This window comes from Pseudoalteromonas rubra, from assembly GCF_005887095.1.
GTDB classification, from domain to species: Bacteria; Pseudomonadota; Gammaproteobacteria; order Enterobacterales; family Alteromonadaceae; genus Pseudoalteromonas; species Pseudoalteromonas rubra_E.
In genome coordinates this window covers 78,070-104,657 of record NZ_PNCI01000016.1, presented here as the reverse complement: position 1 = coordinate 104,657, position 26,588 = coordinate 78,070, and the positions used below count along the sequence as shown (strand labels likewise).

Genomic DNA, 26,588 nt, shown 5'->3' with positions numbered 1-26,588 from the left:
CCTGGCGGTGTTACACAGCTCCGCCAAGCCGGCAGATATGTGTCCACTCCGTTTCGGTGACTGGCATAATAGAAAGTCGGCCGGCTTTTTTCAGTGCCAGCTCGGTGATGGCTGGGTCGGCTTTGATTGCTTTCAGTGTCACCGGATGTGCCAGATGTTGCGCAAAGCGCAGTGTCACACCTACCCAGCGGGGGTTGTCCTGGCTGGACTTGGCGTCATAATAATCGCTGCTCAGGTCAAACTGATGGGGATCGACCTCAGCGCCTTTGGTCACTGTGGCGATACCCACAACGGCTGGGACTTTACAGCTTGAATGATAGATAAAGACCTGATCGCCTACCTGCACATCGTCACGCAGAAAGTTACGTGCCTGATAATTGCGGATCCCTTCCCAGAACGTACTCTGCTCAGGTGCCTGATGTAGATCGTCAATGGAAAATGCGTCGGGTTCGGTTTTAAATAACCAGTATGCCATGTCAATTACCTTGTCTGAGAAAGCGGGTAACCAGTTTACCTCACTCTTGCCTGACCCGCTATGTACTCAGTCTGTCGTTCAGGGTTAACCACCTGATTTAACTTGCGATGCCTCTCTTTACTTGCACAATAGTGTATAATTATGAGATCCGCTACGCAGTGAAAGAGGTGCGCAATGAGTCAGGCATTAAAAGGGTTGCTGGAGCTACTTCAGCTGGAAGAAATTGAACAGGGGATCTACCGCGGTCAGAGCCAGGATCTGGGCTTCCCGCAAGTGTTTGGCGGCCAGGTAATGGGTCAGGCGTTGTCGGCAGCTAAATATACATTGCCAGAGGGGCGTTATGTTCATTCGTTGCACTCGTACTTTTTACGCCCGGGTGATGCCAGCAAACCCATAGTGTACGATGTGGAGAATATTCGTGATGGGCGCAGCTTCAGTACACGCAGGGTCAGCGCCATTCAGTACGGCAAGCCTATCTTCTATATGACGGCTTCTTTCCAGGGAGATGAACCAGGCCTATCACACCAGTCTGAAATGCCTGAGGTTCCCGGACCCGAGGCGCTGCGGTCATCGCTGGAGTTTTATCAGGACAAAGCCGATCTGATCCCTGAGCCGCTGGTTGCCAAGTTTACGCAACAGATGCCCATTGAAATGCGCCCGGTGGAATTTCATAACCCGTTTCAGCCTGAGGTGATGGCGCCTGTACGTCATGTCTGGTTTAAAGCCAGTGGCGAGATGCCCGATGATCGCCGTATCCATAACTACTTGCTGGCGTATGCCTCGGATTTTGAGTTTTTACCGACGGCATTGCAGCCCCATGGCGTATCCTTCATGCAGAAGAATATGCAAGTGGCAACCATAGATCATGCCATGTGGTTCCATCGTCCTTTCCGCATGGACGAGTGGCTGCTCTACAGTGTTGACAGCCCCAGTGCCAGTAATGGTCGCGGTCTGGTCAGAGGCCAGTTCTTCAACCGTCAGGGAGAGTTGGTGGCGTCGACTATTCAGGAAGGGGTGATGCGCCAGCGCGAAGCGCGCTGACGCCGGTTTGTTGGTAGTTCGTCCTTTATAGTGTGTCGCGGATGGACTGCCAGATCCTGGCTGGCAGCAGATCATTGAGGTGATCAGACAGCGTTGTGAGTGCGGGCATTGCTGCGATTTTTTGCTGATCAGAAATGTCGATAAAGCCTTGTGCTTGCAGCACATTAATCAGGTTACTCTGTACTTTCTTGTCAAAAAACTCCGGGCTCTTAATGCCATGTAAGGTCCCCAGTCTTTTGGCCAGCACCTCACTTTCACTTTCCAGTGTGGCACGAGCAATACCCTGATCTCGCAGCAGCAAGCTGACACTGATGGCATAGCGCTCCAGTGTCAGATGGATCACTTTACCGAGCATTTCCAGTTGTGCCAGTGCCTTGTTGTCTTTCACTGTTGTGGCCAGGTGGCCATCAAAGTCTATGAGACCCTGCTGAGCGAAGCAGGTCAGCACTTCTGTGATATAGTCTTCACGCAGGTCATGCATAAACCACTCTTTGGCAAAGAGTGGGTACAGTGTGCTGAGACGCTCCTGGCACTCAGTAACTGTGACGCTGTAGCGGTTAAACAACATCTGAGCAATCACACTGGGTACGGCAAACAGGTGCAAAATGTTGTTGCGGTAATAATTGAACAGCGTACGTTCTTTCTCCTTGATGGTGATGATCTCACCCAGCTCATCCTCCAGCACATCGAATTTATCCAGTTTCAGCGCATGCTCTAGCAGGGCTTCGGCATCTTCATCCGGTGCTGTGACATTGGTGTTGTAAGGTGCCTGGTTTTGCAAAGTGAGATAAAAGCGTAGTTGGGATAGCAGCTTCTGCTTGCTCAGTGCAAACTGCTCATTACACAACAGTACCATGGCCAGCAGATTGATGGAGTTTAGTGCAGCACTGGCATTAATGTTGGTCATGATTTGGTCTGCGACCAATGCCACCTGGCCGTTTAGCCATTGCGGCTTAACGCCCTCATCCTGGCCTATGGTATCTCGCCAGTCTGCCTGATGTTCATTCAGGTATTGATTCAGGTGGATAGGCTCACCAAAGTTCAGATAGCCGCGGCCATAGTTTTTGAGGTTTTTAATGGCTTTAAAGACCCCGGCGACGGATTCATTCTTTTTACTGTTACCCGCCAGTTCCTTCAGATAGGTGTTGATCTCCATGACATGCTCATAGCCAATATAAACGGGCACAATGGAGATGGGGCGGTCGATACCACGCAGCATTGACTGCATAGTCATGGCCAGCATACCGGTTTTGGGTGGTAATAAGCGACCGGTACGGCTGCGGCCACCTTCGGTATAAAACTTAACGGAATAGCCCTTGATAAACAGCTGGGTCAGATACTCTTTAAAGATAGCGGAGTAGAGCTTGTTGCCAGCGAAGGAGCGACGAATAAAAAATGCACCACAACGGCGGAAAATGCCACCGGCCGGGAAAAAGTTGAGGTTCACCCCCGCGGCTATGTGTGGCGGCACCAGGCCCTGATGGTAAATCACATAGGTCAGCAGCAGATAGTCCATGTGGCTGCGGTGGCAGGGCACGTAAATGATCTCATGACCTTTGTCGGCCAGCTCATGCACGCGCTCGGCATTTTTGACTTCAATGCCGTTGTAGAGTTTGTTCCACAACCAGGTCAGTACGCGATCGCCCACGCGAACCATGGCTTCGGAATAATTGGCGGCGACTTCTTCGAGCAACTCCAGTGCTTTTAAGCGCGCTTCTTCATGGCTCAGCCCTTTTGATTTGGCTTCGTCGGCAATGGCCCTTTTAATGCTCGGGGCAGCCAACAGAGAATTGAACAAGGCTTCTCGCGAAGGCAACTTGGGTCCTGTTGCAGCCAGCTTCTGGCGGTGAAAGTGCACCCGGGCCACGCGCAGCAGCTTATGAGGTAACTCGTCGACGTCCGATTTGTCAGTCATAAGCTGGTCCAGCGCGATGGGCGCGGAAAAGCGTACTAAATTGTCGCGACCGGAAAACAGCACTACCATAGCCTTTCGCAACCAGCTGGGGGTCAGTGAATGGCTAAACAGGGTACCTAAGCCGGGCTTTTCTTTACCGGGGTTACGACCCCATAACACTGTGACTGGGATCACTTGTGCTTTGATATCAGGATGCGCACGCAGGGCAGAGAAAATGGCTTTGCCCTGGTCAATCGCCGGGCTTGGGCCTGGCGTTTTGCTCAGTAGCGGAGTCGGGTTCTTGATGCCGATAAAACGCGGTAGCGTTTTACTTCCCAGCACCTGATCCTGCATCGGGCTTGGCAGTCCCAGCTTTTTACACATCGCATTCAGTGCAGCCAGATCGGCCCGAGAGTTTAGTCGGGCAACATAAAAAGTGGGCAAGCTTGGATCCAGGTCGAACTGCGACACTGGATCTGTCGGCAACAGTTTGCTCCTGACCAGCAAGCAGTTGGTCCATTGGGCCACTCGGTTGAGCCCCTGAGAAAGTAAGCGCATAGCAGTACCAGGTTTGTATTTTTGCTGTATAGAATATCAGGCTTTAACTGGACTGACCATTTGTGTCAGTTCAATGACAAGGCTGATGTGTATTCCCTTGCGTAAAGTATAGACGCCTTGTGCCACTTACAGTGAAGACGCGGCGCAGGACAAATAATTTTGCAATAATTGTTGCATTTATCACCAGTGTCATTATAATGCTCAAACTTTCTGTGATTCGTCACAAGAAAGTCATACAAAGGCCTGGATTTCAGGCACGTAAACAGGAACTCCGATTTGGAGTTCAATGGTAGAAATAGAAGAACAACCGACCTCTTATAAATTGAGATGGCCTCGGGGGTTTTTTTATGCTCTTTTTAAATGCTCTTTTAATTGAGGTTTAAGAATGTCAAATCAACGCATTCGTATTCGCCTAAAAGCTTTTGACCACCGTTTGATTGACCAATCAACGGCGGAAATCGTGGAAACTGCGAAACGCACTGGCGCTCAGGTACGTGGTCCAATCCCACTTCCTACTCGCTTTGAACGTTTCACTGTATTGATCTCTCCGCACGTAAACAAAGACGCGCGTGATCAGTATGAAATCCGCACCCACAAACGTCTGATCGACATCGTAGAACCAACTGACAAGACTGTAGACGCTCTAATGCGCCTAGACCTTGCTGCTGGTGTTGATGTTCAAATCAGCCTGGGTTAATCGAAAGATTAGAGAGGTTTTAGGAAAATGGCATTAGGTCTAGTCGGTCGTAAAGTGGGTATGACACGCATCTTCACTGAAGATGGTGTATCTATCCCTGTGACAGTTATCGAAGCGACTCCTAACCGTGTTACTCAGATCAAATCTGACGCAACAGACGGTTACAACGCGCTTCAAGTTACTGCAGGCGAGAAAAAAGCAAGCCGTGTAAACAAACCAGAAGCGGGTCACTTCGCTAAAGCTGGTGTTGAAGCGGGTCGCGGCCTGTGGGAATTCCGTCTTAACGGCGGTGAAGGTGAGTTTGAAGTAGGTGCTGAGCTTACTGTTGAGCTATTCAACGAAGTAAACAAAGTAGACGTTACTGGTACTTCAAAAGGTAAAGGTTTCCAAGGTGGTGTTAAGCGCTGGAATTTCAGCACGCAAGACGCTACTCACGGTAACTCTCTATCTCACCGTGCTCCTGGTTCAATCGGTCAAAACCAATCACCTGGTAAGGTGTTTAAAGGTAAGAAAATGGCTGGTCAAATGGGTAATGTGCAAACAACTACTCAGAACCTAGAGCTAGTACGTGTTGACGCTGAGCGTAATCTGCTTTTAGTTAAAGGTGCAGTACCTGGCGCTATCGGCGGCGACGTTATCGTTAAACCAGCTGTTAAAGCTTAAGTCCTGGAGATTTAGTGATGGAATTAGCAATTAAAGGCGCTGGTGCGCTTGAAGTTTCCGAAGCTACTTTTGGACGTGAGTTTAACGAAGCATTAGTACACCAAGTAGTTGTTGCTTTCGCAGCAGGTGCTCGTCAGGGTACTAAAGCTCAGAAGACACGTTCTGAAGTTGCTGGTGGTGGTAAAAAACCATTCCGCCAAAAAGGTACTGGCCGTGCACGTGCTGGTACAATCCGCAGCCCAATCTGGCGCAGCGGTGGTGTGAGCTTTGCAGCTAAGCCGCAAGATCACAGCCAAAAAGTTAACCGTAAGATGTATCGCGGTGCGATCAAGAGCATTCTTTCTGAGCTTGTTCGTCAAGATCGTCTAGTAGTTGTTGAAGAATTTGGTCTAGAAGCACCAAAGACTAAAGAACTAGTAGCTAAGCTGAAAGAGCTTGAGCTTAAAGACGTACTAATCGTGACTGAAGAAGTAGATGAGAATCTATTCCTTTCTGCACGTAACCTGTACAAGGTTGACACGCGTGATGTAGCTGGCATCGACCCAGTAAGCCTAATCGCTTTCGATAAGGTACTGATTACTGCTGCTGCTGTTAAGCAACTTGAGGAGGCGCTAGCATGATCCGTGAAGAACGTCTTTTAAAAGTAATCCTTGCTCCACACATCTCTGAGAAAAGCACCATCTCTGCTGAAGAGAACAACACGATTGTTTTCAAAGTAGTTAAAGATGCAAACAAAGCAGAAATCAAAGCTGCTGTTGAGAAGCTTTTCGAAGTAGAAGTAACTGGTGTTCGCACGCTAAATGTTAAGGGTAAAACTAAGCGTACAGGCATGCGTTTCGGCCGTCGTTCAGACTGGAAGAAAGCCTACGTTACTCTTAAAGAAGGCAGCGAGCTAGACTTTGTCGGCGGCGCCGAGTAATAAGGGGAGTTAGAATTATGGCACTTCAAAAGTGTAAACCAACTTCTGCGGGTCGTCGTCACGTCGTTAAAGTGGTTAACCCTGATCTGCACAAGGGTAAGCCTTACGCTCCGCTATTAGAGAAAAACTCTAAATCAGGTGGTCGTAACAACAACGGTCGTATCACGGTTCGTCACATCGGTGGTGGTCACAAGCAACACTACCGTTTAATCGACTTTAAACGCACCAAAGATGGCATCCCAGCTAAAGTTGAGCGTCTAGAGTACGATCCTAACCGTAGCGCAAACATCGCTCTTGTATTATATGCAGACGGTGAGCGTCGTTACATCATCGCACCTAAAGGTGTTCAAGCGGGTGATGCAATCCAGTCTGGTGTTGATGCACCAATCAAAGCTGGTAACGCAATGCCTATGCGTAACATCCCAGTAGGTACAACGGTACACAATGTTGAGCTTAAGCCTGGTAAAGGTGCTCAGATTGCTCGTTCTGCTGGTGCATATGTACAGATCCTAGCGCGTGAAGGCCAGTACGTGACTCTACGTCTACGTTCAGGTGAAATGCGTAAAGTTGAAGCGGATTGTCGCGCAACTATCGGTGAAGTAGGTAACGCTGAACACATGCTACGTTCACTAGGTAAAGCTGGTGCAACTCGCTGGCGTGGTGTTCGTCCTACAGTTCGTGGTGTTGCCATGAACCCGGTAGACCACCCACACGGTGGTGGTGAAGGTCGTACATCTGGTGGTCGTCACCCTGTGTCTCCATGGGGTAAGCCGACTAAAGGTGCTAAGACACGTAAGAACAAGCGTACTGATAAATTTATCGTACGTCGTCGTACTAAGTAATAGTTGAGGAATTGCCATGCCACGTTCTCTCAAGAAGGGTCCATTCATTGACCTACACTTGCTGAAGAAGGTAGAGAAGGCGTTGGAAAGCGGTGACAAGAAGCCTATCAAGACTTGGAGCCGTCGTTCAATGATCATCCCTAACATGATCGGATTGACCATCGCTGTCCATAATGGTCGTCAGCACGTACCTGTATTCGTTACAGACGAAATGATCGGTCACAAACTAGGTGAATTTGCACCTACACGTACTTACCGCGGTCACGCTGCGGATAAGAAAGCTAAAAAGCGTTAATCGGAGGGTATGATGGAAGCATTAGCTAAACACAAATTCGCCTCTGGTTCGGCGCAAAAAGCACGTCTAGTTGCAGATCAGATCCGCGGACTTCCGGTTGATCGCGCGCTAGAAATCCTAGCGTACAGCCCAAAGAAAGCGGCTGTATTAGTTAAGAAAGTACTTGAGTCTGCTATCGCTAACGCGGAGCACAACGAAGGTGCTGACATTGATGAGCTTAAAGTGGCTAAAGTATTTGTAGACGAAGGTCCTACAATGAAACGTATTATGCCACGTGCTAAAGGACGCGCTGACCGCATCCTTAAGCGTTCAAGCCACATCACTGTTGTGGTTTCAGATAGCTAGGAGATATAAGTAATGGGACAAAAAGTTCATCCTACTGGTATTCGCCTAGGTATCTCTAAACCTTGGGTTTCTACCTGGTACGCGAATTCAAAAGATTTCTCTGAGCAGCTTTTTGGTGATCACAAAGTGCGTCAATACCTTACTAAGGAATTGAAAAACGCTTCTGTGTCTAAAATCGTTATTGAGCGTCCAGCTAAATCTATCCGTGTAACAATTCACACAGCTCGTCCTGGTGTTGTTATCGGTAAAAAAGGTGAAGACGTTGAAAAGCTTCGCCACGCTGTAACTAAGCTTGCTGGTGTACCTGCGCAAATCAACATCGCAGAAGTACGTAAGCCAGAGCTTGATGCACAACTAGTTGCTGACGGTATCTCTTCACAGCTAGAGCGTCGTGTAATGTTCCGTCGTGCTATGAAGCGCGCGGTACAGAACGCAATGCGTCTGGGTGCAAAGGGTATCAAAGTTGAAGTTAGCGGCCGTCTAGGCGGTGCTGAAATCGCACGTTCTGAGTGGTACCGTGAAGGTCGTGTACCTCTACACACTCTACGTGCTGACATCGACTACGCAACTTCTGAAGCTTTGACCACTTACGGTATCATCGGTGTTAAAGTTTGGATCTTCAAAGGCGAAGTTATCGGTGGTCTTCCACTGAAACAAGAAGCTGAGAAGCCAGCCAAGCGCGCTCCGAAGAAAGCTAAAAAAAGTGCTAAGTAAGAGGTAGCGACTAATGTTACAGCCAAAACGTACAAAATTCCGTAAAGTGCACAAAGGCCGCAACCGTGGTCTTGCAAATAGCGGTAATAAAGTTAGCTTCGGTTCTTTCGGCTTGAAAGCGACTGGCCGTGGCCGTATGACTGCTCGTCAAATCGAAGCAGCTCGTCGTGCTATGACACGTCACATCAAGCGTCAAGGTAAAATCTGGATCCGTGTGTTCCCAGATAAGCCAATTACAGAAAAGCCGCTTGAAGTTCGTATGGGTAAAGGTAAAGGTTCTGTTGAATACTGGGTTGCTGAAATTCAGCCTGGTAAAGTACTTTACGAGATGGAAGGTGTTTCAGAAGAGCTTGCTCGCGAAGCATTCAACCTAGCTGCTCGTAAATTACCTTTCAAAACCACTTTTGTAACTCGGACGGTAATGTAAATGAAAGCTAGCGAACTTAAAGACAAAAGCGTAGAAGAGCTAAATGCTGAACTTCTAGAGCTTCTGCGTGAGCAGTTCAACCTGCGCATGCAAGCGAGCACTGGTCAGCTGGCTCAGACTCACGAGCTGAAAAAAGTACGTCGCAATATTGCGCGTGTTAAAACGGTTATCAACCAGAAGGCAGGTGCATAATGAGCGATAAGATCCGTACTCTTCAAGGTCGTGTAGTTAGCGACAAAATGGACAAGTCAATCGTTGTTGCTATCGAGCGTCAGGTTAAGCACCCGATCTACGGTAAATTCATCAAGCGTACAACTAAGTTGCACGCACACGATGAGAGCAACACTGCGCAAGCAGGTGATACTGTGACTATCCGTGAATGTGCGCCGATCTCTAAGAAAAAATCTTGGACTTTGGTAGACGTTCTGGTTCGTCCTAAGAAAGCTTAATTTTAGTTTCTAACTAAATTAAACTTTTGAAAAGCCCCGGCCTTTTGGTCGGGGCTTTTGCGTTTGGGGTGTTCAGGTTATTGTTTAACGGGTCGTTTGAATAGCGCGACTGTCCTTGAATGTGCGTCACCACCAAAATCCCCTAAGAAAACATCCTGGACTTTGGTAGACGTTCTGGTTCGTCCTAAGAAAGCTTAATTTTAGTTTCTAACTAAATTAAACTTTTGAAAAGCCCCGGCCTTTTGGTCGGGGCTTTTGCGTTTGGTGTGTTCAGGTTATTGTTTAACGGGTCGTTTGAATAGCGCGACTGTCCTTGAATGTGCGTCACCACCAAAATCCCCTAAGAAAACATCTTGGACTTTGGTAGACGTTCTGGTTCGTCCTAAGAAAGCTTAATTTTAGTTTTTAAGTTGTTTTTATTGCTATACTCTGAGTACCCATTTAAGATACTTATTCATAACTTAAGCACTAAAGGAGTAAGTATGCGAAAAGTGTCATTCTCATCATTCGCCGGCCTACCGAGTTTCAGAATAATCTAAGTAAACATTGTACTGAGTTGTTGATAAGGAATTAGGAGCTTCTATGCTAATAAAATACAGTACTGAGCTAGCAAGTTGCATGTTGATTGGGCTGTACCTGATATTGATTGGTTCATCTTCTGTGTTAATGTCGCTGTGGATAATTTCAGTGCCATTATTTCTTCTTGTTATTAGCCTGATCAATCATTATCAGGGGTTTCGTATCAGTTTTCGCCAGCAAATGGTGAATGGGATTGTTCATTTTTTGATGTTATTGACAACATTAGGGTTTTATCTCGATATAGGCCAGATTGCTACCGGGAGTTCAACGTCTGCTTTATTGCTCGTCGTTCTGCCTCTGTATTGTGTGGCTGCTGCTACTTTAGCGGTAGGGATCCATTGGCTATATAGCCGTTTTGTGAGTAGCCAATAGAAAATAAGAGGGCTGTCTGTAGAGCAAGGTGACTGCCAAAACCCAGTGCTCACTTAATGTTCATCCTTAATAGAATAAGACTTTTGAAAAGCCCCGGCCTTTTGGTCGGGGCTTTAGCGTGTTGGACGGTCAGGCTATTCAAGTGGTCGTTTGAATAGAGCAACGCTCCGTGAATGTGCGTCACCACCAACCCCCTAAGAAAACATCCTGGACTTTGATAGACGTTTTGGTCTGTTATCAGTGGCTTATCAAAACCGAGTAATGTTATTAAAACCAGTAGGTTAAAACTACTGATCTGAGCCTTTGAGTGTACTTGTTGCAATATGGTCCGCAAACTTTGTCAATCAGAACAATACTCTACTATATTGTTTTTATGAAAAATCTTTTGATTTCAGCAAGGTAATTTATGAAGCTCAAGCAACTCTTGGTACTTTCCCTGATTTCAGCAACGATATTGCCTCTGCTTATCGTTACCCTTGTCTTTGCGACCACGATAAGTACCTTTTTAACTGAGAAGGTTGAGCAATCCGAAATCCCCACCGTACTCAAACAAATAAAATATGCGGTTGAGCTTGATATCTATTCGTCCATCGCGCCATCAAGAGCGCTGGCAAAGAGTGAGTTTATCAAAGCCTGGATGGCGAATGGGGAGGCCCCAGACGACCTTGGCATGATCGTTCGGGAGTTGGGCTCAGTAAAGCGTGTGAACAATAGCAATACTGCGTTTATTGTTTCTGCTGTTAGCAGAAATTACTACACACCCGCGGGTATTGTAAGGAAAGTGGAGGCTGATAAGGAGCCGTGGCTGGATATTTTTATCAATTCCGGCGCTGAATATGAAATTTCGATTGATGTAGACAAGTCGTCCACCGAAGCGACCGCTTTTATCAATTATGTCATTGAAGACAAAGGCCGCAGAGTGGGTTTGGCGGGAGTGGGACAGTCACTGGGCGCCATGACCGAGTTAATAAGCTCATATAAAATTGGTGAATCTGGGATCGTCTTTTTAGTGGACGCCGACAACACGATCCAAATCCACCCTGACAGATCCGCCGTGGGTAGCAAGGTCAACATTGCGGCTCTGGCAGGCAATGTGGTGACGGATGAAGTCAATGACAGGGTAGTCGTGCGCTCGGCAATAAAGCTGGACTCATTAGAGTGGTATGTGGTTGTGGAGATCCCTGAGGAGGAAATGTTCTCAGCAATCCATACTGCAATTATGACAAACATTGTGATTGGCTTCGTGATTGCTGTGATAGGTCTGTTTGGTGCAAACCTACTTGCGAATCGGATATTTAAGCCAATAGAAGTGATCTCAGATGCGGTAACAGAACTGTCTGGTAAAGGCGGGGATCTCACTGCACGCCTGAGAGTTGAGCAAAACAATGAAGTGGGTTCCCTGGGAAAACAAATTGATATCTTTTTGGATCAATTGCACGAGATGTTTAAAAGCGTATCTGAGACGGCAAAGCATGTCGAAGGCACGGCCGCTGAGGTATATCAGAATGTAAAGCATGTCCATGGCCTCTCTGAACAACAATCATCCAGTACAGACTCGGTCGCGGCAGCGGTTGAGCAGATGAATATGACGGTCTCAGATATATCAAATAACGCGCAGGACGCCTCGCAAGTGGCATCGGATACCGAGGGCAATGCCCAGGTGAGCCTCAAGATTGTATCGGATACCATAGGGCATATGGCTGAGCTGGAGTCGATAATGCGTAATTCTGTGCTCTCTGTTAATCAACTCTCTAAAGAAATTGAATCAATCTCAGGTGTCCTGGAGGTGATCAGAGGGGTCTCTGAGCAAACCAACCTGTTAGCCCTCAATGCAGCGATAGAGGCGGCGCGGGCGGGTGAACAGGGGCGTGGTTTTGCGGTGGTAGCCGATGAAGTACGTAATCTGGCGAAGCGGACCGCAGAGTCGACGGAAGAAATTAATGGCATGATCAACTCCCTGAATGCCACTGCAACCGAAACAGTGAACACCATTACGCATGGCAGTGACGGCACCCACAAAACATCTCAGCTCTTATCCGAGTGTGGTAAATCATTGAGAGAAATCTCAGAGCACATAGTCAGGCTATCAGAAATGAATATTCAAATAGCCACAGCGACTAAAGAGCAATCAGCAGCAACCAGAGATATCAGCCAGAATGTCACGGTTATATCAGACACGGCCAGGCAGACAAAAACGGCGATGGAGCAGACCTATCAGTTTTGCAATGACTTAGACAGTGAGGCTAAGTCCCTCTCTGGCACCATAGGTAAGTTCAGACTGTAGAGAAAAAATGGCTGCGTAGCATTGTGTTACTCAGCCATTATTACGCTTAAATCACCCGTGAAAAGCGGGTGTTTTTGATTTGCTGTTGCAGGTAGGCATCAAAGCACATGCAAATGATGCGAATAAACAGGTTGCCTCTGGCCGTAACTTCTATGCGTTGCTCGCTAAGCTCAACCAACCCATCGTCTGCCAGTGGTTGAAGCGCAACCAGGGCATCTGCGAAATAGTCATCAAAGTCGATGTCGTATTCAGCGGCAAAGGTCACTTTATCCAGTTCAAAGTGACAGATCAGCTGTTTGATGGCCGCAGCGCGAATTTCATCGTCCCGGGTGAGTTGCACGCCCTTATGAATGGCACTCTGACGCTCAGTCACAGCCTGATAGTAAGGTTTCAGGTCTTTTTCATTTTGTAAAATGGCATTACCAATCTGTGATATAGACGACACGCCCAGACCGAGCAAGTCGCAGTTACCATGGGTGGTATAGCCCTGGAAATTGCGGTGCAGGTGATTGTGCCGCTGTGCCACAGCCAGTTCGTCATCGGTTTTTGCAAAATGGTCCATGCCAATAAACTGATACCCTGCGGCAGTCATCTGTTCCAGCGTTTGCTTAAAGATAGCCAGCTTTTCTTTTGGGCCCGGCATATCGGCGTCTTTGAGCTTGCGCTGGGCGGCGAACCTGTCCGGCAGGTGGGCATAGTTAAATACCGACACCCGATCAGGACCTAACTTAATCAGCTGCGCTATGGTGTCACGATAGGACTCGACGCTCTGATGTGGCAGGCCGTAGATCATGTCCATATTGATAGACTTAAATCCCAGTTCGCGAGCCTGTTTGAGCAAAGACAGTACTTCGTCAACCTGCTGCGGGCGATTCACGGCAGCCTGCACCTGATCGTTAAAATCCTGCACCCCGAATGAAACCCGATTAAAGCCGAGCGTTTTCAACGCTGGCAGCATGTCGTCGGCCAGTGATCTTGGGTCAATTTCAATGCCGCGCTGGGCATCCGCTGTAAAAGTGAAATGCTGTTCTAACATAGTGATCAGGCGCGTCATTTGCGCCGTGGTCAGAAAGGTCGGTGTACCGCCTCCCAAGTGCAATTGCTCAACCTGATACGCGTTGAACAAGGGGGCCTGAGCGGCGATTTCCAGCTCCAGATGGTCAAGATAGACATCCGCTTTAGACTGGTGACGGGTAATGATCTTATTACATCCACAGTAATAGCAAAGCTGATGGCAAAACGGAATATGAATATATAACGACAGCGCACGGGTGTCTGAGTGGGTGATGGCATCAACCAGATCGGCCTGTGAGTAACCCGACTCCAGCGACAGGGCCGTTGGATAAGACGTATATCTGGGGCCCGAGATATTGTACTTGTTGATAAGGGAATCATCCCACTGAGGTAATTTAATCACGATCGCACTCTCTTTGCTATTGAGGGGCTCAGTGTAAGCAAAGTTGCGCTTTGAGGCGTTGATCTAAAGCAAAAGGAGGTGCGGGTGGGGCTGAAACACCCGCACACTGCTCCGGTATTACAGCCTAAACTGATCGACCAGGGTATTGAGCTCTCTGGCAACCTGACTCAGTGCTTTGGCGTCCTGAGAAACCTGCAGCGCGCCTTGCGCAGTTTCAGCGGCACTCTCACTGATGTTGGTGACACTTTCTGAGATTTGCAGAGACACCGTATTTTGCTCTTCAGACGCACTGGCAATTTGCAGGTTCATGTCGCGAATGGTACTGATTGAGCTGCAAATGGCCTGTAAGGTCGCACCGGCATGCTCGGTTTGCTCTGCTGAATGCTCCGCGTGGTCGACATTACGATGCATATGCTCCACCGAACGCTTGGCTTCGCTTTGCAAGCGCGAAATCATTGCCTGGATCTCTTCGGTACTTTGCTGAGTACGGCTCGCCAGGCTGCGTACTTCATCGGCTACCACGGCAAATCCACGGCCTTGCTCGCCTGCCCGGGCAGCTTCAATGGCGGCGTTTAGCGCCAGTAAATTGGTTTGATCGGCAATGCTGCGGATCACGTCCAAAATGGACCCGACTGACTCCGTCTCGTTCTCTAGCTGGGTAATGGCTTCACTGACTTGTTGGATACTGCCAACCAGCTCACTCATGGCTTCGCGGGAGGCCTGTACCACTTGGATCCCAGTCTGGGATTGTTGATCCGCTTCAGTGGCGGCGTCGGCAGCAAGTTGGGCGCTTTGGGTGATCTCCTGTACGGTCGCGCTCATTTGCTGCATGGCGGTGGCACTTTGGGTTAACTGGTCCTGCTGCTGGTCGGTCTCACTTTTAGTTTGCTCAGTGACGGTGATCATGGTGCCTGAGGTATCATTGAGTGTGGCTGTTGCTGATTTTATCTTGCCCACAATATCGCGCAGGGTCGTGGTCATTTCAGACATGGCCCGATAGATGCCAGTGGTATTGCCGGTAGAAAATTGATAACTGAGGTCACCTTTGGCAATGGCTTTGGCCAGGGCTTCTATGTCTCTGGGCTCACCCCCTATGGGGTCGCGTAGTAACTTACTGACATACCAGCTTAAGAATATGCCCGCAAAGACAACAAATACCGAGACAATTGACACCCACATCACGGCTTGCTCACTGGCTTGCTGTGCCCTGGGTCCCAGTTCGTCCTGGCGCGCTTTGATGTCCAGTTTAATGTCCTCGAGGGTGTTGGCCACCTTGGGGCCCAGTACGTTGAGGCGCTGTTCAATCAGTTGGTTGCGCTGTGAAATCGTTTGGTTCACCGCTTTGACACCCGCCAGATAGTCCAGTTTATGTTGTAAAAATCGGGCCAACATTCCCTGTGCTGGCTGCCAGGCAAAGGCATCGCCCTGTTCATCGAGTAAAGTTGCCAACTTGCTGAATTCAGTCACAGCACGCTGATAATCGTCACTGGCGTTGGTGACTAAAAACTTAGTCACAAATAATCGCCCCAGCATCAGTGTTTCTTCCAGCTTGGCGGCAGCATACAAGGCGGTGCTGTCATCGCGTTGATAGGCATTGTCTACGATGTCGCTCAGTAAGGTCCGCATCTTGGCCCCATTTACATCCAGCTGATTCGTCACAATATCATCGCGCCGGGCGTAAAGTTGCACGATTTGCTCAAAGGCAACCCGGTATTGCTGCACTTCATCGGCACTGGTGCTGAGCTGAGCACGATACTGTGGGTCGTCTATGCTATTTTGTGCCTGATCCATTAAGTCACTCAGTAATGCAAACCTTTCGTTGAACCCTGCTATATTGGCTGCATTTTGCTCCTTGAGGTACTTTAGGGCATTGAGGCGTACCAGCAACAGGTTGGCCTGAACACGGCCTTCCAGGTTGGCATTACGTGCCAGGGTACGATAATCGACGAAGTTGCTGTAGCCCGAGCTCAGGCCCAGGTAAGCAACCAGCGAAATCACTGCCATCAGGGTAATGAGCGCACCAAATGAATACGCAAGCGTTTGCGTTAGTTTGAGGTTTTTAAACATAATTAAGCACGATATTGCAAAGAGTCACCCTATAAGTGATCGTCTGCAACTGTGCATTAGTCAAGTTTTGGCAATGGGTAAGTCGTAATAGAAGCGGGCACAAAAGTGCTAGCCCGGCATTCGGGCTAGCGAGGTATTACTAGAGTTTGAACTGATTTACGGTATTGTTCAGGGCTTTAGCCAGACTGTTCAGATCACGGGCCTCATCCGCCAGTAAATGGGCATGGTTGGCAGTACTGTTCACCAGGTCGTTAATGGCGTTCAGGCTGTTATTAATGTCTTCAGCCACGACAGTCTGTTCTTCCGTTGAGGTCGCAATCTGATGACTCTGATCTTGTACTGTGCTGACGGACTCTGTGATGTTGCGCAGTGCGTCAAGCACTTCCTGAGTTTGTCCAACGGAGCCTTCGGCTCGCTCCTGGCCTTGTTGCATCATGACCGAAGCCTGCTGAGCAATCTGTTGCAGACGTGAAATCATATTGCGGATATCGTCGGTCGACTCTTGTGTACGACTTGCCAGACTGCGAACTTCGTCAGCAACCACCGCGAAACCACGGCCCTGTTCACCGGCGCGAGCGGCCTCAATGGCGGCGTTTAAGGCAAGCAGGTTGGTCTGCTCTGCAATACCATTGATAACGTCAATCACGGCGCCAATGTTACTGGTTTCCTGCTCCAGGCCGGCCACAACTTTGGCTGCTTCTCCGATGTGGCTGGCAAGCTCGGTCATGACTTCTTGTGCCTGGCCAGAACGGGAAGCACCATCATTGGTCATGCTCTGTACCAGATCTGCAGCACGATTGGTTTCATGGGCATTGCGGGAAATCTCCGTCACTGTGGCAGCCATTTCTGTCACTGCGGCGCTGACACTGTCAACTTGCTCTTTCTCTTGCTGGATCTCGTTATTGGTGTTGGTAGAGACGTCCTGCAACTGTGCAGCGGCACCACTGAGTTGTTGTGCCTGTGCAGCCGTGTCCAGCATCATGCTGCGCAGCTTGTCGATAAAGGTATTCATATGATGCGCCAGCTGGCCGACTTCATCTTTGCTGTTGATGTCGATACGGCGGGTCAGGTCACCTTCACCAGAGGCGATATCACGCATGGTATTGGTCAGCGTTGTGATCGGCGCTGCAATCATTTGCGTTGCCCATAATATCATCGCAACGATAATGGCGAGAATGATGATCACAGCCGTAACAGTACTCATCACGGCATCATTAACAGGTTCCTCGATCAGGCTAACGGGAATAAGGATGCCCAGATGCCAGTCGAGGATGGGCTTGTCCAGCTTGACGTTGTTGAAGACCACATAGTAGTCCACGCCTTTTAGGGTGACCTTAGCTGCACCGGCACCTTCTGAGCGCATCGCACGATTAAGCTCTGTAAAACCTTGCGTATCGGCAAACTGACGCTCCAGTGCTTCCAGACCTTCTTTGCCATTTGGGCCTTCATCGGTGATAGACAGCTGGTGACCTGTCCGTTTGGACAGGTGGACGACTTTATAGTTATGGTCTAGTAAAAAGCCATAGCCTTGACCATCGAACTGGATCTGCTCGACCAGCTCACTGATTTTATTAATCTGCAGATCTACGCCACCTACGGCAACAAGTTCGCGTTGTGCATTATAAACCGGCTGCTGCACCACCGCTGAGACGGCACCGGTATTAATATCTACTGATACCGCACCAACGTATAACCCGCCGTGGCTTAACGCGTCCTGCCACCAGGGACGTTTATATGAGTAATAAGGACGGCCGTCAGCATAATTTGACGTACGTTCGTTTTCTTTGAAATATTCGCCTGTTTTTGCTGATGCCATAAAGGCCGAGAGGATATTCTCATCACTGGCCGAGATACGAATAAAGTCTTGATTTACTTCCTGATAGCCCAGATCTGAACTGAGAGGTTTTTCTCGTTCGGTATATTCGTTAAACCAGTTTACATTGTGCGGATTGGTCACGAAAGTCTCTACAATTGCACCATATCGGGTAAAGAAAGACTCCATGGATAGCTTTTCGGCATACAAATGGCTTTGGGCTTCACGCTCAATGCCTTCTCTGGAGAGGTGTGCAATGTGGTTAACAAAATACCCAGACGCAACAACCAGCAAAATGGAGATGGTACCGCCAATTAACAGCAGGATTTTTTTTCGAAGAGATAAATTTACTAACATGCGTATTTTTCTTTTTCTTGGGATCAGGCAAGCTTTAATCAAACCATATCTCACCCCAGAAGGCTACAATTTACGGCGATTGATTGATAACACTTGGCGAAAAATCTTTACATCAATAATCGGCAATGGGGACAGATACTTTAACTTTTAGCAATAAATCAGCCATTTTTCTTACTTGCTATACCAAATCATGGTGTTGCCACAGTGCTATTGGCTGGTGCATCATGCGGGCAATGCTTAAAACCACAGGAAAAAGACATGCTCAATAGACTCGTTGTAGCTGGCGCTGGCTGGCTGGGTATGCCGACGGCACAGGCTGCGGCTCGTGCTGGCTGGCAAGTGCAGGCAACCCGCCGACAGCCACATGATGATGCGTTTTCGAGGCAGCTGGTACATGATGGTGACGCCTTGATCCATGATGTGTCATTGCAACAGGCGTTCTGGTTGTGCGCCATGCCGCCGGGGACACGTCGCGAGGACAGTAATTATTTACTTACACTGGAGGCGACACTGGCTTTGGCGACTGAATTAGAGATGCAGGGATTTTTGCTGTGCTCCAGTACCGGCGTCTATGCCGAGGCGGATGGCGTGTATACCGAGCAAGGGGCGCTTGCAGCCATGGATTCTCAGCGCCAACGTATTTTACAACAGGCTGAACAGTTGGTGTTGGAGCGTGGTGGCAAAGTACTGAGATTAGCTGGGTTAGTCGGGCCTGGGCGAGAGCCCGGACAGTTTATTGCCGGGAAAGCGCTGCGCAGTGCCAGTCAGGAGCGCGTTAATATGGTCCACCGGGATGATGTGATTTCAGCCATCATGGCGGTACTGACAAACTGGCCCCAGGCTCAGTCAGTGTACAATGTGTGCGCGCCCGAGCACCCTGTTAAGCAAACCTACTATCAGGTGCACTGTGAGCGCTCAGGCACAACCCCACCGAGTTTTGCCAAGGATGACAGTAAGGAGCGGATCATTGACGGCGCCATGATTGGCGAACTGGGGTTCACCTATCGGCATGCCATCTGATCCTGTTTACTTTTTAAATGTCAGGTGACCACCCAGACGATACTTACTGCCCGGTGAGATGAGCCGGGCAAAGCTGACAATCCCCCCTTGCGACCAGGTTCTGCGGATCAGCTGCAGGCAGGGCTCTTCATGAAACATATTTAACCACTGGCAAATGTCGGGCCCGGGCATGATCGCCTCAACGGTGTGGCGAGCTTCCGTAAGCGGTGCAATCTGTATCAGATATTCGTGTGGCGTGATCTGAGTGAAATCTTGTTGCAGATAATCCGGCGCCAGCTGAGGGTTGACGAAGCGCTCCTCAACCTGCAAGGGCTGTTCATTATCATGGTGTACCAGCACGCTACGGTAGACCTGACTGTCCATGTCGACACCCAGTGCAATGGCGATGGGGGCAATGGCTGCGATGGACTCCAATGACAGTACAACACAGGTGTAATTGCCTCCACGCTCCTTTACCTCATCGGCGATGTTACGGATCTCCAGTAGGGAAGATTGTGACTTAAACTTGGCAACAAAGGTGCCCAAACCCTGGCTGCGAGTGAGTATGCCTGCATCGGTCAGTTCACTGAGCGCGCGCCTGGCGGTCATACGGCTGACTCTGAATTGTGCCGACAGCGCATTTTCTGAGGGAACTTGCTGATCCTCTTGCCAGGTACCACTGCGGATCTGGGCAATAATATGTTGTTTTATCTGAGCGAATTTGGGTTGCGTTGTCACAATCTCGTGCCATGGTTAGTAAAGGAAAGTCTACTCTGCGTTAGAGAGAGTAAACATCGTCAGCTAATAAACATGGCACACCTCTATTGTATATACAAGTATTCTTGCTACACTCAAATCAGCAATTTAGTGATGAGGATTTGAGTGGTGATGGAAGTAGATTTAGTGGTTCTGGATGTCAATCTGGCAACGATGGACCCGGATATTGAGCGCCCTTATGGGGCGATTGAAAATGGCGCCATCATGGTCAAAGATGGTGTGATCTGCTGGCTTGGCGAGCAGGCTCAGTTACCAGAATTTGATGCGGTATCAACACCCACCATTTCGGCAAAGGGCGCCTGGATGACACCGGGCCTGATAGACTGCCACACCCATATTTTATTTGCCGGCTCACGGGCCCAAGAATTTGAACAACGCCTCAATGGGGTGTCATATCAAGAAATCGCACAGCAGGGGGGCGGCATTGCGACCACCATGAAAGCCACCCGTGCGGCGGATCATGAACAGTTGTTTGTGGTAGGCAAAGAGCGACTTAATGCACTGCTCAGAGAAGGGGTGACCACAGTTGAGAGTAAATCTGGCTATGGCCTGGATTGCGAAAGCGAAATCAAGCTACTGGAAGTCAACCGCATGCTGGATGAACACCATCCTGTCAGTGTACAAAGTACTTTTCTGGGAGCGCATGCATTACCGCCGGAATACCGGGATGACGCCGATGGTTACATAGAACTGGTTTGCGAGCAAATGCTGCCACAGGTCGCTGAGCGCTCACTGGCAGATGCGGTCGACGCATTTTGTGAAAATGTCGGTTTCAGTAATGATCAAACACGTCGCGTGTTTGCCAAAGCCACTGAGCTGGGCATCAAAGTGAAATGTCATGCCGAGCAGCTGTCCAATCAGCATGGCACTGAGCTGGTAGCGGAATTTTACGGCCTGTCTGCGGATCATATTGAGTACCTTGATGAAGCGGGCGTTAAGGCGATGGCCAAAGCGGGGACTGTGGGCGTGGTATTGCCGGGGGCTTTTTATTTCCTGCGTGAAACTCAGTTACCACCGATTGACCTGATGCGTCAGCATAATGTCCCGATTGCGCTTGCCAGTGACTTCAACCCGGGCACAGCGCCATTATGTTCTTTGCGTCTTATGTTGAACATGGCATGTACCTTATTCCGTATGACGCCAGAAGAAGCTCTGCTCGGTGTTACTCGCCATGGAGCGAAGGCGTTGGGGCTGTCAGATCGTGGTAGTCTGAAAGTGGGTATGCGCGCTGACATGGTGCTGTGGCAGGTCGGTCATCCGGCTGAACTGAGCTATCAGTTTGGCGTAAATGATCTGTTAAATACCTGGATTTCGGGTAAACTTGTGCAATAGTATGAATTTCGCAATGGTCTGTCGATGACAAAAAGTGCGCTGCTAAAACATGGTAATATAAGTATAACCTTGCTTCTGGTCCTGTTCGCTCCGGTGGTGTCGGCAGCTACCTTCTGGCAAGTCTCTGGCCCACAGTCCCCCATGCTGGTGGCGTTTGTAGCCGGGACCTTACTCAGTGCCAGTGTTGCAGCGATAATGGTCAGTCAGCAGCCATTGCACCGATTATTGTATGCCACCACAACCGCAGTGGTGTTGGCATACCTCGCCAATACGACATACTACTTTTCTTATTTGCTGGCACCGCTGCTGGTGTTACATGTCTGGCTGGCGTTACGCTCAGAGCAGCTAAGATTTCAGGTGATCACCTGTCTCAGTGCCTGTGGCGCCGCGTTGGCACTGGCTGGCACGGTATACTGGCAGCTGACGCCGGGCTTACTGGTTGTCGCCTTGTTGCCGATGTTTTTGGCCGAACTGATGCTGGCAAGAACACCTCATATACAAGCACAGCAGGCAGCCAATGAGGAAAGTAAAGCGGCTGACATTCTGGAGCTGCCCGACAGAGCTGGATTTCGCAGTGCGTTTTATGAATTCCGTCAGCGCGATCCCAGTGCCGCCATGTTAGTCATGATCCGCCTTGAGGGATTTCAGCAGGTGAATTTCCACCTTGGCCGGGAATTTGGCGATCTGTTACTGGCCCAGTCGGCCAACCGCATAAAACAACATTTACAGCATCCGGATGTGATGCCAGTGCCTCTGGGCAACGATGTGTCTCGGTTGGCACATTTGGGTGGGCTGCACTTTGTCTTTGTCTGTAGTCTGGTGAATCAGCATCACCTGCATGAGCAGATGATCAACGAAATTATTGAAAGCACGTTAAAACCCTTCAATGTGGGTAACTGTACGATAGAGGTTAAGGCGCGTGCCAGCTATGTGAACTGTGACGAAGAGCAGGGGCAATTCGAAAACCTGCTCACCTGTGCCTTTTTGGCGCTGGATAGTCAGCCCGACAGCCCCATTGCGCCTTATCAGCAACAGATGCAAATCAATCGACTGGAGCAGCAGGCTCGCCTGGCCGAGCTGGCACATATTGACTTCAGAAAAGAATTGGAACTGTATTTTCAACCTGTTGTGCGCAATGAAGATGGCGATATTGAATTCCTTGAGTTGCTGTTACGTTGGCAACATCCCAAACAGGGGATCCTGGCGGCGGGCAAATTCATTGAAGACATCCGGATTGCAGGTCTGGCATTGCCCGTTGCACAGTATGTGATTGAACGCGCAGCTGAGATTGCGTTAGCACTGCGCGTTGAAGGGATTGCGATGCCACTGAGTCTGAATCTGTTTGGCCCGGAAATGTTGCATGAAGAGTTCATTGAGTTTATCGATCACGTCCTGCTGGAGCATCAGTTAAAACCTGGGGATTTAATCATTGAATGTCCGTCCAGTTTGTTTACCAGCCTCGACCCTCAGGGAATTGCTATGGTATCTCGGTTGCGTTCAATTGGGGTACGTCTGTGTATCGATAGTTTTGGGGAAACGCCGGTTACTTTGTCGAAGCTGCCTCAGCTTACCGTTGACTACGTTAAGCTGGGCCGCTCACTTACCCTGGACCATGGTAATCAGGGGTCGTTCAAAAGTGTTGTGCGTGGCATTGTTGAAATGCAGCAGATCCAGGAATGTAAGGTGATCTGTGAAGGTGTTGAGTCACCGGAGCAACTCCAGTTTGTGAAAAGCCTGAATACCTTTGCTGCGCAGGGCTATTATTTTGCCAGACCTTTAAGTAGCGTTGGAATGATCAGCTGGCTGAAGCAATGGCGTTGGGAGCATCCGGAAGATGCCTCTGTTTCGCCTCAGCCAGACTCACATTAAACGCCTGTTTTGCGCGCCTGCAAGTAGCTACATACCAAAGAGGCCAATACCTGACCTGCATCACTGATCCCTTGTTGTAGTCCCTGAGGATGGTGTTCAGGTGCGGCTTCGCATAGATGCAAATAACGGGCGTTGTCCTGGCTGGCGGCCTGATGGACAAAATGCTCGGCGTCATTGGTAGTAAACCCACAGTTTGTATAAGCACTAACAGGCATGCCAGAGATGGCGTCTACATCGACCTCAACACCCAGTGGCGCACCCCCGGCAAAGCGCTGTAGCCCAGCGTTACAGGCTTCAGTCAGAGTGAGCTTACGACGCACCAGGATATCCTGATAACTGCTGTAACTGAATCCAGCCTGATCTAATGCGCTGATAATGGTGTGGTTGTTTTTCTGTTCATGCATACCGACAACATGATAGTCCGCCAGATAACCCTGCTCATACGCATAGCTAAAGCCATTACCAGAGTGACGTCCCTCCAGTGCACGAAAATCGGCATGCGGGTCGAAGTTAATCGCATGACACGCCTGCTGAGTACTTTGCGCCAGTGCCTGTAGCAGGCCAAAACAGTTGTTGTGGCCGCCGCCAATCACTATGGGCGTGAGTCCGGCATCAAAGATGGCTTTCATCACAACGCTGACACGCTCATCCAGTTGGGCATTTAAGGTGCGTAACTGCGCGAGCTGCTGCGCATCCCGATTGTCCAGGTCGGCCCCTTGCTGTTGCAAGTCGTTACATCTGACTTCCCCTAACAGTAAGACATCATCCGGAGTCAGAAAACGATTGCAGGGTAAGTTCAGGAATCGCTGCAAAAATGCCTGCCACCCAAGGTGGGCGCCGCCCCGGCCGCAGTTTGCCCGGGGACCTAAATCTTCGTTGATGGCAACCAGTACATACTTAATGCCAAATTGTGCCGCATCGCGCAGAGCCTGAGTCAAGTCCTCTTTGGGTTGCAGGAATGACAGGGTTTGCCAAAAGCGTTGCTCATTTTCACGGGTGTGACTATACGCGGTGATATCCGCTTCGCTGTAGATATGAAGCCAGTGGTTACTCATAATATTGGTCGATCAATGGAGTTAAACCGGGCAAAGGCAGACTTTGCCCGACTGAATTAATAATTGAAAGGCGGTGCTACTCGCTCTGCTCGTCGTCGACTTCCAGTAGTAGCTCTTCTGCAGAAATAATAATGCCCGTTGCATCGGCATACAGGAAATCATCGTCGTAAAAAGATACGCCAGCGAAGTTCACGGGGATGCCTTGCTCACCACTGCCATGGCTGTCGGCGGCGACAGGGATGGATGCAATAGCCTGAATTCCGATGTCGCACTCTTCCAGCTCTTCAACATGACGTACTGCGCCATAGACGATAATACCCTGCCAGTTATTTTCGATTGCCAGCTCAGCAAGCTCGATGTCGATGAGCGCGCGACGCGTTGAGCCCCCGCCATCTATCAGGAGTATCTGGCCAGCGCCATCTTGCTGTAATGTCTGGTTAATCAGCTCATTATTCTCAAAGCACTTAAGCGTTTTAATACGACCACTAAAGGCGCTTTGACCCCCAAAATTGATAAACATTGGCTCCAATACGTCAACGGCATCGGCAAAATGGTCACATAAGTCGGAAGTGCTGTAATCCATACGGTCGTCCTCGAAAATAACTGAATTCAGAGCCCAGTATACTCCCATTACGTAGGTGCGCAATGCTTTGAATCAACATACATAATTGTGTCACAAAAATGTCGTGGCAGTGTTATTTAGCTCTTCTATGCTGAAATTGTGAACAAATGTAAGCATGAACTATGAAAACACAGATCATTAAACTCGATACGGCGCTGTATTTCGCCCTTTATAAACCCGAGTGTAAGCCCTGGTTCAAAATGGTGATGTTGGCACTGTCAAAAAGCGGAAACGGTGGGCTGTATGTCATCCTTGGCATCCTGAGTGCACTGTTTATGGGGGAAGTGGGCCAGCAGTTTGCGCTCTGTGCCGTGGTCGCATTTGCCATTGAGCGGCCGCTTTACCTTTACCTGAAAAACCGTATCGCACGGATCAGGCCCTGTGATTGCCTTGCAGTTAAGGCCATGCTTACACCAAGTGATAAATTTAGCATGCCCTCCGGGCATAGCGCCGGTGCCTGGCTATACGCCACGTGCCTGATGGAGCCTTTTCCTGCACTGGCTTTGCCTTTGATGATTTGGGCGTCCGGAGTGTCTTTGTCGAGAATTGTGGTTGGTGTGCACTACCCAATTGATGTCATTCTGGGCGCGATAATAGGTAGCGGTTGTGCTTTGCTGGCAATAGGAGTTGTAGGGGAATTATGAAGATTTTATATGGCGTACAAGGGACTGGCAACGGCCATATCACTCGTGCACGGGTGATGGCAGAGTGTTTTACCCGGTTGGGGATCGACGTTGACTATCTATTCTCTGGTCGACCAGATGAGCGCTATTTTGATATGTCGGTGTTTGGTGAGTATCAAACCCGGCGCGGGATCAGCTTTGCGACTAAGCATGGACGATTAAATTATCAGGGCACGCTCCAGCAGTTGCGACTGGGTCGCTTCGTCAAAGATGTTCGGGCGTTTGATATACGTGGCTACGATATGGTCTTTAACGACTTTGAGCCGGTGACCGCCTGGGCGGCGCGACGGGCAAAGGTCCCTGTGGTTGCAATGAGTCATCAAAGTGCTTTTTTATCACCTAAAGTCCCTTTATTCGGTGGCAATTTTTTACTGCGCTCACTCATACGCTGGTTTGCACCGGCTGATATTCACCTTGGCGTGCACTGGCAGCCTTTTGCAGAAAACATAGTACCCCCTTTTATTCCGTATCAGCCTGGTGACTTTGGGAATCAGTCGGTTGCCAACAAAGTGCTGGTGTATTTGCCGTTTGAGGATTTATCTCACATTGTTGAGTTGCTTAAAGACTTTCCGGACAAAGAATTTTATTGCTACCATCCGGATGCGCAAAACACCTCAATTAACCATATTCACCTGCGCTCTCCCTCGCGTGACGGCTTTATCTGTGATCTGGCCAATGCATCTGGCGTTGTGGCAAATGCCGGGTTTGAGTTGTCCAGTGAAGCATTGAAATTTGGTAAAAAGTTACTGTTAAAGCCTTTGCAGGGACAATTTGAGCAGCAAAGCAATGCGATGACATTACAATCTCTGGGGCTGGCCCAGGTGATGAATTATCTTAATTCCGAGGCTCTGGATGAGTGGCTTGAATCTCCCGCAGGGCAGCAGATCAATTTCCCAAGTGATGCAACACCGTTGGCGCTGTGGCTAACTAAGGGACAATGGGGCAATGTCAGTGAGCTCCATGACACGCTCTGGCAGACGGTGCTCAATAAAACATCAAGGGCTGCTTAATTAATGTGCAAATGGTAATAAAGTCGTGCAAAA

The 26,588-nt window shown here is 49.3% G+C and carries 27 protein-coding genes; 19 read left to right on the top strand and 8 right to left on the bottom strand.

The genetic code is table 11. The annotated features are described in order from the left end of the window. Positions 1-10 precede the first annotated feature (10 nt). Positions 11-475, bottom strand: a complete 465-nt coding sequence (locus CWB99_RS07585) for an EVE domain-containing protein (protein ID WP_138551805.1) — start codon at positions 473-475, stop codon at positions 11-13. Between the two features lie 174 nt (positions 476-649). On the opposite strand from CWB99_RS07585, the gene tesB reads away from it, so the two are divergent. Further along, on the top strand, positions 650-1,516 hold the full coding sequence (gene tesB / locus CWB99_RS07580; RefSeq protein ID WP_138551804.1) for an acyl-CoA thioesterase II: 867 nt from the start codon (positions 650-652) through the stop codon (positions 1,514-1,516). Between the two features lie 25 nt (positions 1,517-1,541). Here tesB and plsB read toward each other — a convergent pair whose 3' ends face one another. Then, the gene (plsB, locus tag CWB99_RS07575) at positions 1,542-3,968 is read right to left on the bottom strand and encodes a glycerol-3-phosphate 1-O-acyltransferase PlsB (RefSeq protein ID WP_138551803.1); all 2,427 of its coding nucleotides are present in this window, start codon (positions 3,966-3,968) and stop codon (positions 1,542-1,544) included. Positions 3,969-4,353: 385 nt separating this feature from the next. On the opposite strand from plsB, the gene rpsJ reads away from it, so the two are divergent. From rpsJ to CWB99_RS07510, 13 genes are all read left to right on the top strand, one after another. After that, entirely contained in the window at positions 4,354-4,665 is a 312-nt protein-coding gene (gene rpsJ / locus CWB99_RS07570; protein WP_005495349.1) for a 30S ribosomal protein S10, read from the top strand. A 27-nt stretch (positions 4,666-4,692) separates the two neighbouring features. Next, the gene (rplC, locus tag CWB99_RS07565; RefSeq protein ID WP_049863778.1) at positions 4,693-5,328 is read left to right on the top strand and encodes a 50S ribosomal protein L3; all 636 of its coding nucleotides are present in this window, start codon (positions 4,693-4,695) and stop codon (positions 5,326-5,328) included. 17 nt (positions 5,329-5,345) lie between these two features. Further along, on the top strand, positions 5,346-5,948 hold the full coding sequence (rplD, locus tag CWB99_RS07560; RefSeq protein ID WP_010386164.1) for a 50S ribosomal protein L4: 603 nt from the start codon (positions 5,346-5,348) through the stop codon (positions 5,946-5,948). Continuing rightward, positions 5,945-6,247, top strand: a complete 303-nt coding sequence (gene rplW / locus CWB99_RS07555) for a 50S ribosomal protein L23 (protein WP_049863779.1) — start codon at positions 5,945-5,947, stop codon at positions 6,245-6,247. Before rplD ends, rplW begins: the two co-directional genes overlap by 4 nt. A gap of 17 nt (positions 6,248-6,264) precedes the next feature. After that, complete coding sequence (gene rplB / locus CWB99_RS07550; protein WP_054016992.1) at positions 6,265-7,089, top strand: 50S ribosomal protein L2; 825 nt, start codon at positions 6,265-6,267, stop codon at positions 7,087-7,089. Positions 7,090-7,105: 16 nt separating this feature from the next. Then, positions 7,106-7,384, top strand: coding sequence for a 30S ribosomal protein S19 (rpsS, locus tag CWB99_RS07545; RefSeq protein ID WP_010367084.1), 279 nt, complete (start codon positions 7,106-7,108; stop codon positions 7,382-7,384). A gap of 12 nt (positions 7,385-7,396) precedes the next feature. Next, a complete protein-coding gene (rplV, locus tag CWB99_RS07540) occupies positions 7,397-7,729 on the top strand; it encodes a 50S ribosomal protein L22 (RefSeq protein ID WP_010386167.1) in 333 nt (110 codons plus the stop codon). Between the two features lie 12 nt (positions 7,730-7,741). Beyond that, positions 7,742-8,443 carry a 30S ribosomal protein S3 gene (gene rpsC / locus CWB99_RS07535; RefSeq protein ID WP_010386168.1) on the top strand — a complete coding sequence of 234 codons (702 nt, stop codon included), beginning with the start codon at positions 7,742-7,744 and terminating at the stop codon, positions 8,441-8,443. Positions 8,444-8,456: 13 nt separating this feature from the next. Then, positions 8,457-8,870 (top strand): 50S ribosomal protein L16, encoded by a 414-nt coding sequence (gene rplP / locus CWB99_RS07530; protein ID WP_070986409.1) that lies wholly within the window; start codon positions 8,457-8,459, stop codon positions 8,868-8,870. Continuing rightward, on the top strand, positions 8,871-9,062 hold the full coding sequence (gene rpmC, locus CWB99_RS07525) for a 50S ribosomal protein L29 (protein ID WP_010376372.1): 192 nt from the start codon (positions 8,871-8,873) through the stop codon (positions 9,060-9,062). It abuts the gene before it with no gap. Beyond that, positions 9,062-9,319 carry a 30S ribosomal protein S17 gene (gene rpsQ, locus CWB99_RS07520; protein ID WP_049863782.1) on the top strand — a complete coding sequence of 86 codons (258 nt, stop codon included), beginning with the start codon at positions 9,062-9,064 and terminating at the stop codon, positions 9,317-9,319. The genes rpmC and rpsQ overlap by 1 nt, the downstream gene beginning before the upstream one ends. Before the next feature lie 582 nt (positions 9,320-9,901). After that, a complete protein-coding gene (locus CWB99_RS07515; protein WP_138551802.1) occupies positions 9,902-10,270 on the top strand; it encodes a hypothetical protein in 369 nt (122 codons plus the stop codon). 406 nt (positions 10,271-10,676) lie between these two features. Beyond that, positions 10,677-12,554 (top strand): methyl-accepting chemotaxis protein, encoded by a 1,878-nt coding sequence (locus CWB99_RS07510; protein WP_138551801.1) that lies wholly within the window; start codon positions 10,677-10,679, stop codon positions 12,552-12,554. A gap of 46 nt (positions 12,555-12,600) precedes the next feature. Here the strand turns inward: CWB99_RS07510 and hemN are convergent, their stop codons facing one another. From hemN to CWB99_RS07495, 3 genes are all read right to left on the bottom strand, one after another. Beyond that, complete coding sequence (gene hemN / locus CWB99_RS07505) at positions 12,601-13,971, bottom strand: oxygen-independent coproporphyrinogen III oxidase (RefSeq protein ID WP_138551800.1); 1,371 nt, start codon at positions 13,969-13,971, stop codon at positions 12,601-12,603. 117 nt (positions 13,972-14,088) lie between these two features. Beyond that, on the bottom strand, positions 14,089-16,038 hold the full coding sequence (locus CWB99_RS07500; RefSeq protein WP_138551799.1) for a HAMP domain-containing methyl-accepting chemotaxis protein: 1,950 nt from the start codon (positions 16,036-16,038) through the stop codon (positions 14,089-14,091). A gap of 139 nt (positions 16,039-16,177) precedes the next feature. After that, positions 16,178-18,208: a methyl-accepting chemotaxis protein gene (locus tag CWB99_RS07495; protein WP_138551798.1), complete on the bottom strand. Its 2,031-nt coding sequence runs from the start codon at positions 18,206-18,208 to the stop codon at positions 16,178-16,180. Between the two features lie 258 nt (positions 18,209-18,466). Here CWB99_RS07495 and CWB99_RS07490 point away from each other — a divergent pair, with 258 nt between their 5' ends. After that, a complete protein-coding gene (locus tag CWB99_RS07490) occupies positions 18,467-19,228 on the top strand; it encodes an NADP-binding protein (RefSeq protein ID WP_138551797.1) in 762 nt (253 codons plus the stop codon). Between the two features lie 6 nt (positions 19,229-19,234). On the opposite strand, the gene hutC is transcribed toward CWB99_RS07490, so the two are convergent. Then, a complete protein-coding gene (hutC, locus tag CWB99_RS07485) occupies positions 19,235-19,945 on the bottom strand; it encodes a histidine utilization repressor (RefSeq protein ID WP_138551796.1) in 711 nt (236 codons plus the stop codon). 150 nt (positions 19,946-20,095) lie between these two features. Between hutC and hutI the strand changes: the two genes are divergently transcribed. Together hutI and CWB99_RS07475 are read left to right on the top strand one after the other, a co-directional pair. Next, positions 20,096-21,316: an imidazolonepropionase gene (gene hutI, locus CWB99_RS07480; protein WP_171045285.1), complete on the top strand. Its 1,221-nt coding sequence runs from the start codon at positions 20,096-20,098 to the stop codon at positions 21,314-21,316. A 24-nt stretch (positions 21,317-21,340) separates the two neighbouring features. Next, on the top strand, positions 21,341-23,185 hold the full coding sequence (locus CWB99_RS07475; protein ID WP_138551794.1) for a GGDEF domain-containing phosphodiesterase: 1,845 nt from the start codon (positions 21,341-21,343) through the stop codon (positions 23,183-23,185). Here the strand turns inward: CWB99_RS07475 and CWB99_RS07470 are convergent. Then, the gene (locus CWB99_RS07470; RefSeq protein ID WP_138551793.1) at positions 23,182-24,240 is read right to left on the bottom strand and encodes a formimidoylglutamase; all 1,059 of its coding nucleotides are present in this window, start codon (positions 24,238-24,240) and stop codon (positions 23,182-23,184) included. The two genes, CWB99_RS07475 and CWB99_RS07470, sit on opposite strands and share 4 nt — an antisense overlap. A 76-nt stretch (positions 24,241-24,316) precedes the next feature. Then, positions 24,317-24,823, bottom strand: coding sequence for a ribonuclease E activity regulator RraA (gene rraA, locus CWB99_RS07465; RefSeq protein WP_138551792.1), 507 nt, complete (start codon positions 24,821-24,823; stop codon positions 24,317-24,319). A 161-nt stretch (positions 24,824-24,984) separates the two neighbouring features. Between rraA and CWB99_RS07460 the strand changes: the two genes are divergently transcribed. Further along, positions 24,985-25,506: a phosphatase PAP2 family protein gene (locus tag CWB99_RS07460; protein WP_138545863.1), complete on the top strand. Its 522-nt coding sequence runs from the start codon at positions 24,985-24,987 to the stop codon at positions 25,504-25,506. Next, positions 25,503-26,555, top strand: coding sequence for an MJ1255/VC2487 family glycosyltransferase (locus CWB99_RS07455; RefSeq protein ID WP_138551791.1), 1,053 nt, complete (start codon positions 25,503-25,505; stop codon positions 26,553-26,555). Before CWB99_RS07460 ends, CWB99_RS07455 begins: the two co-directional genes overlap by 4 nt. Positions 26,556-26,588 lie beyond the last annotated feature (33 nt).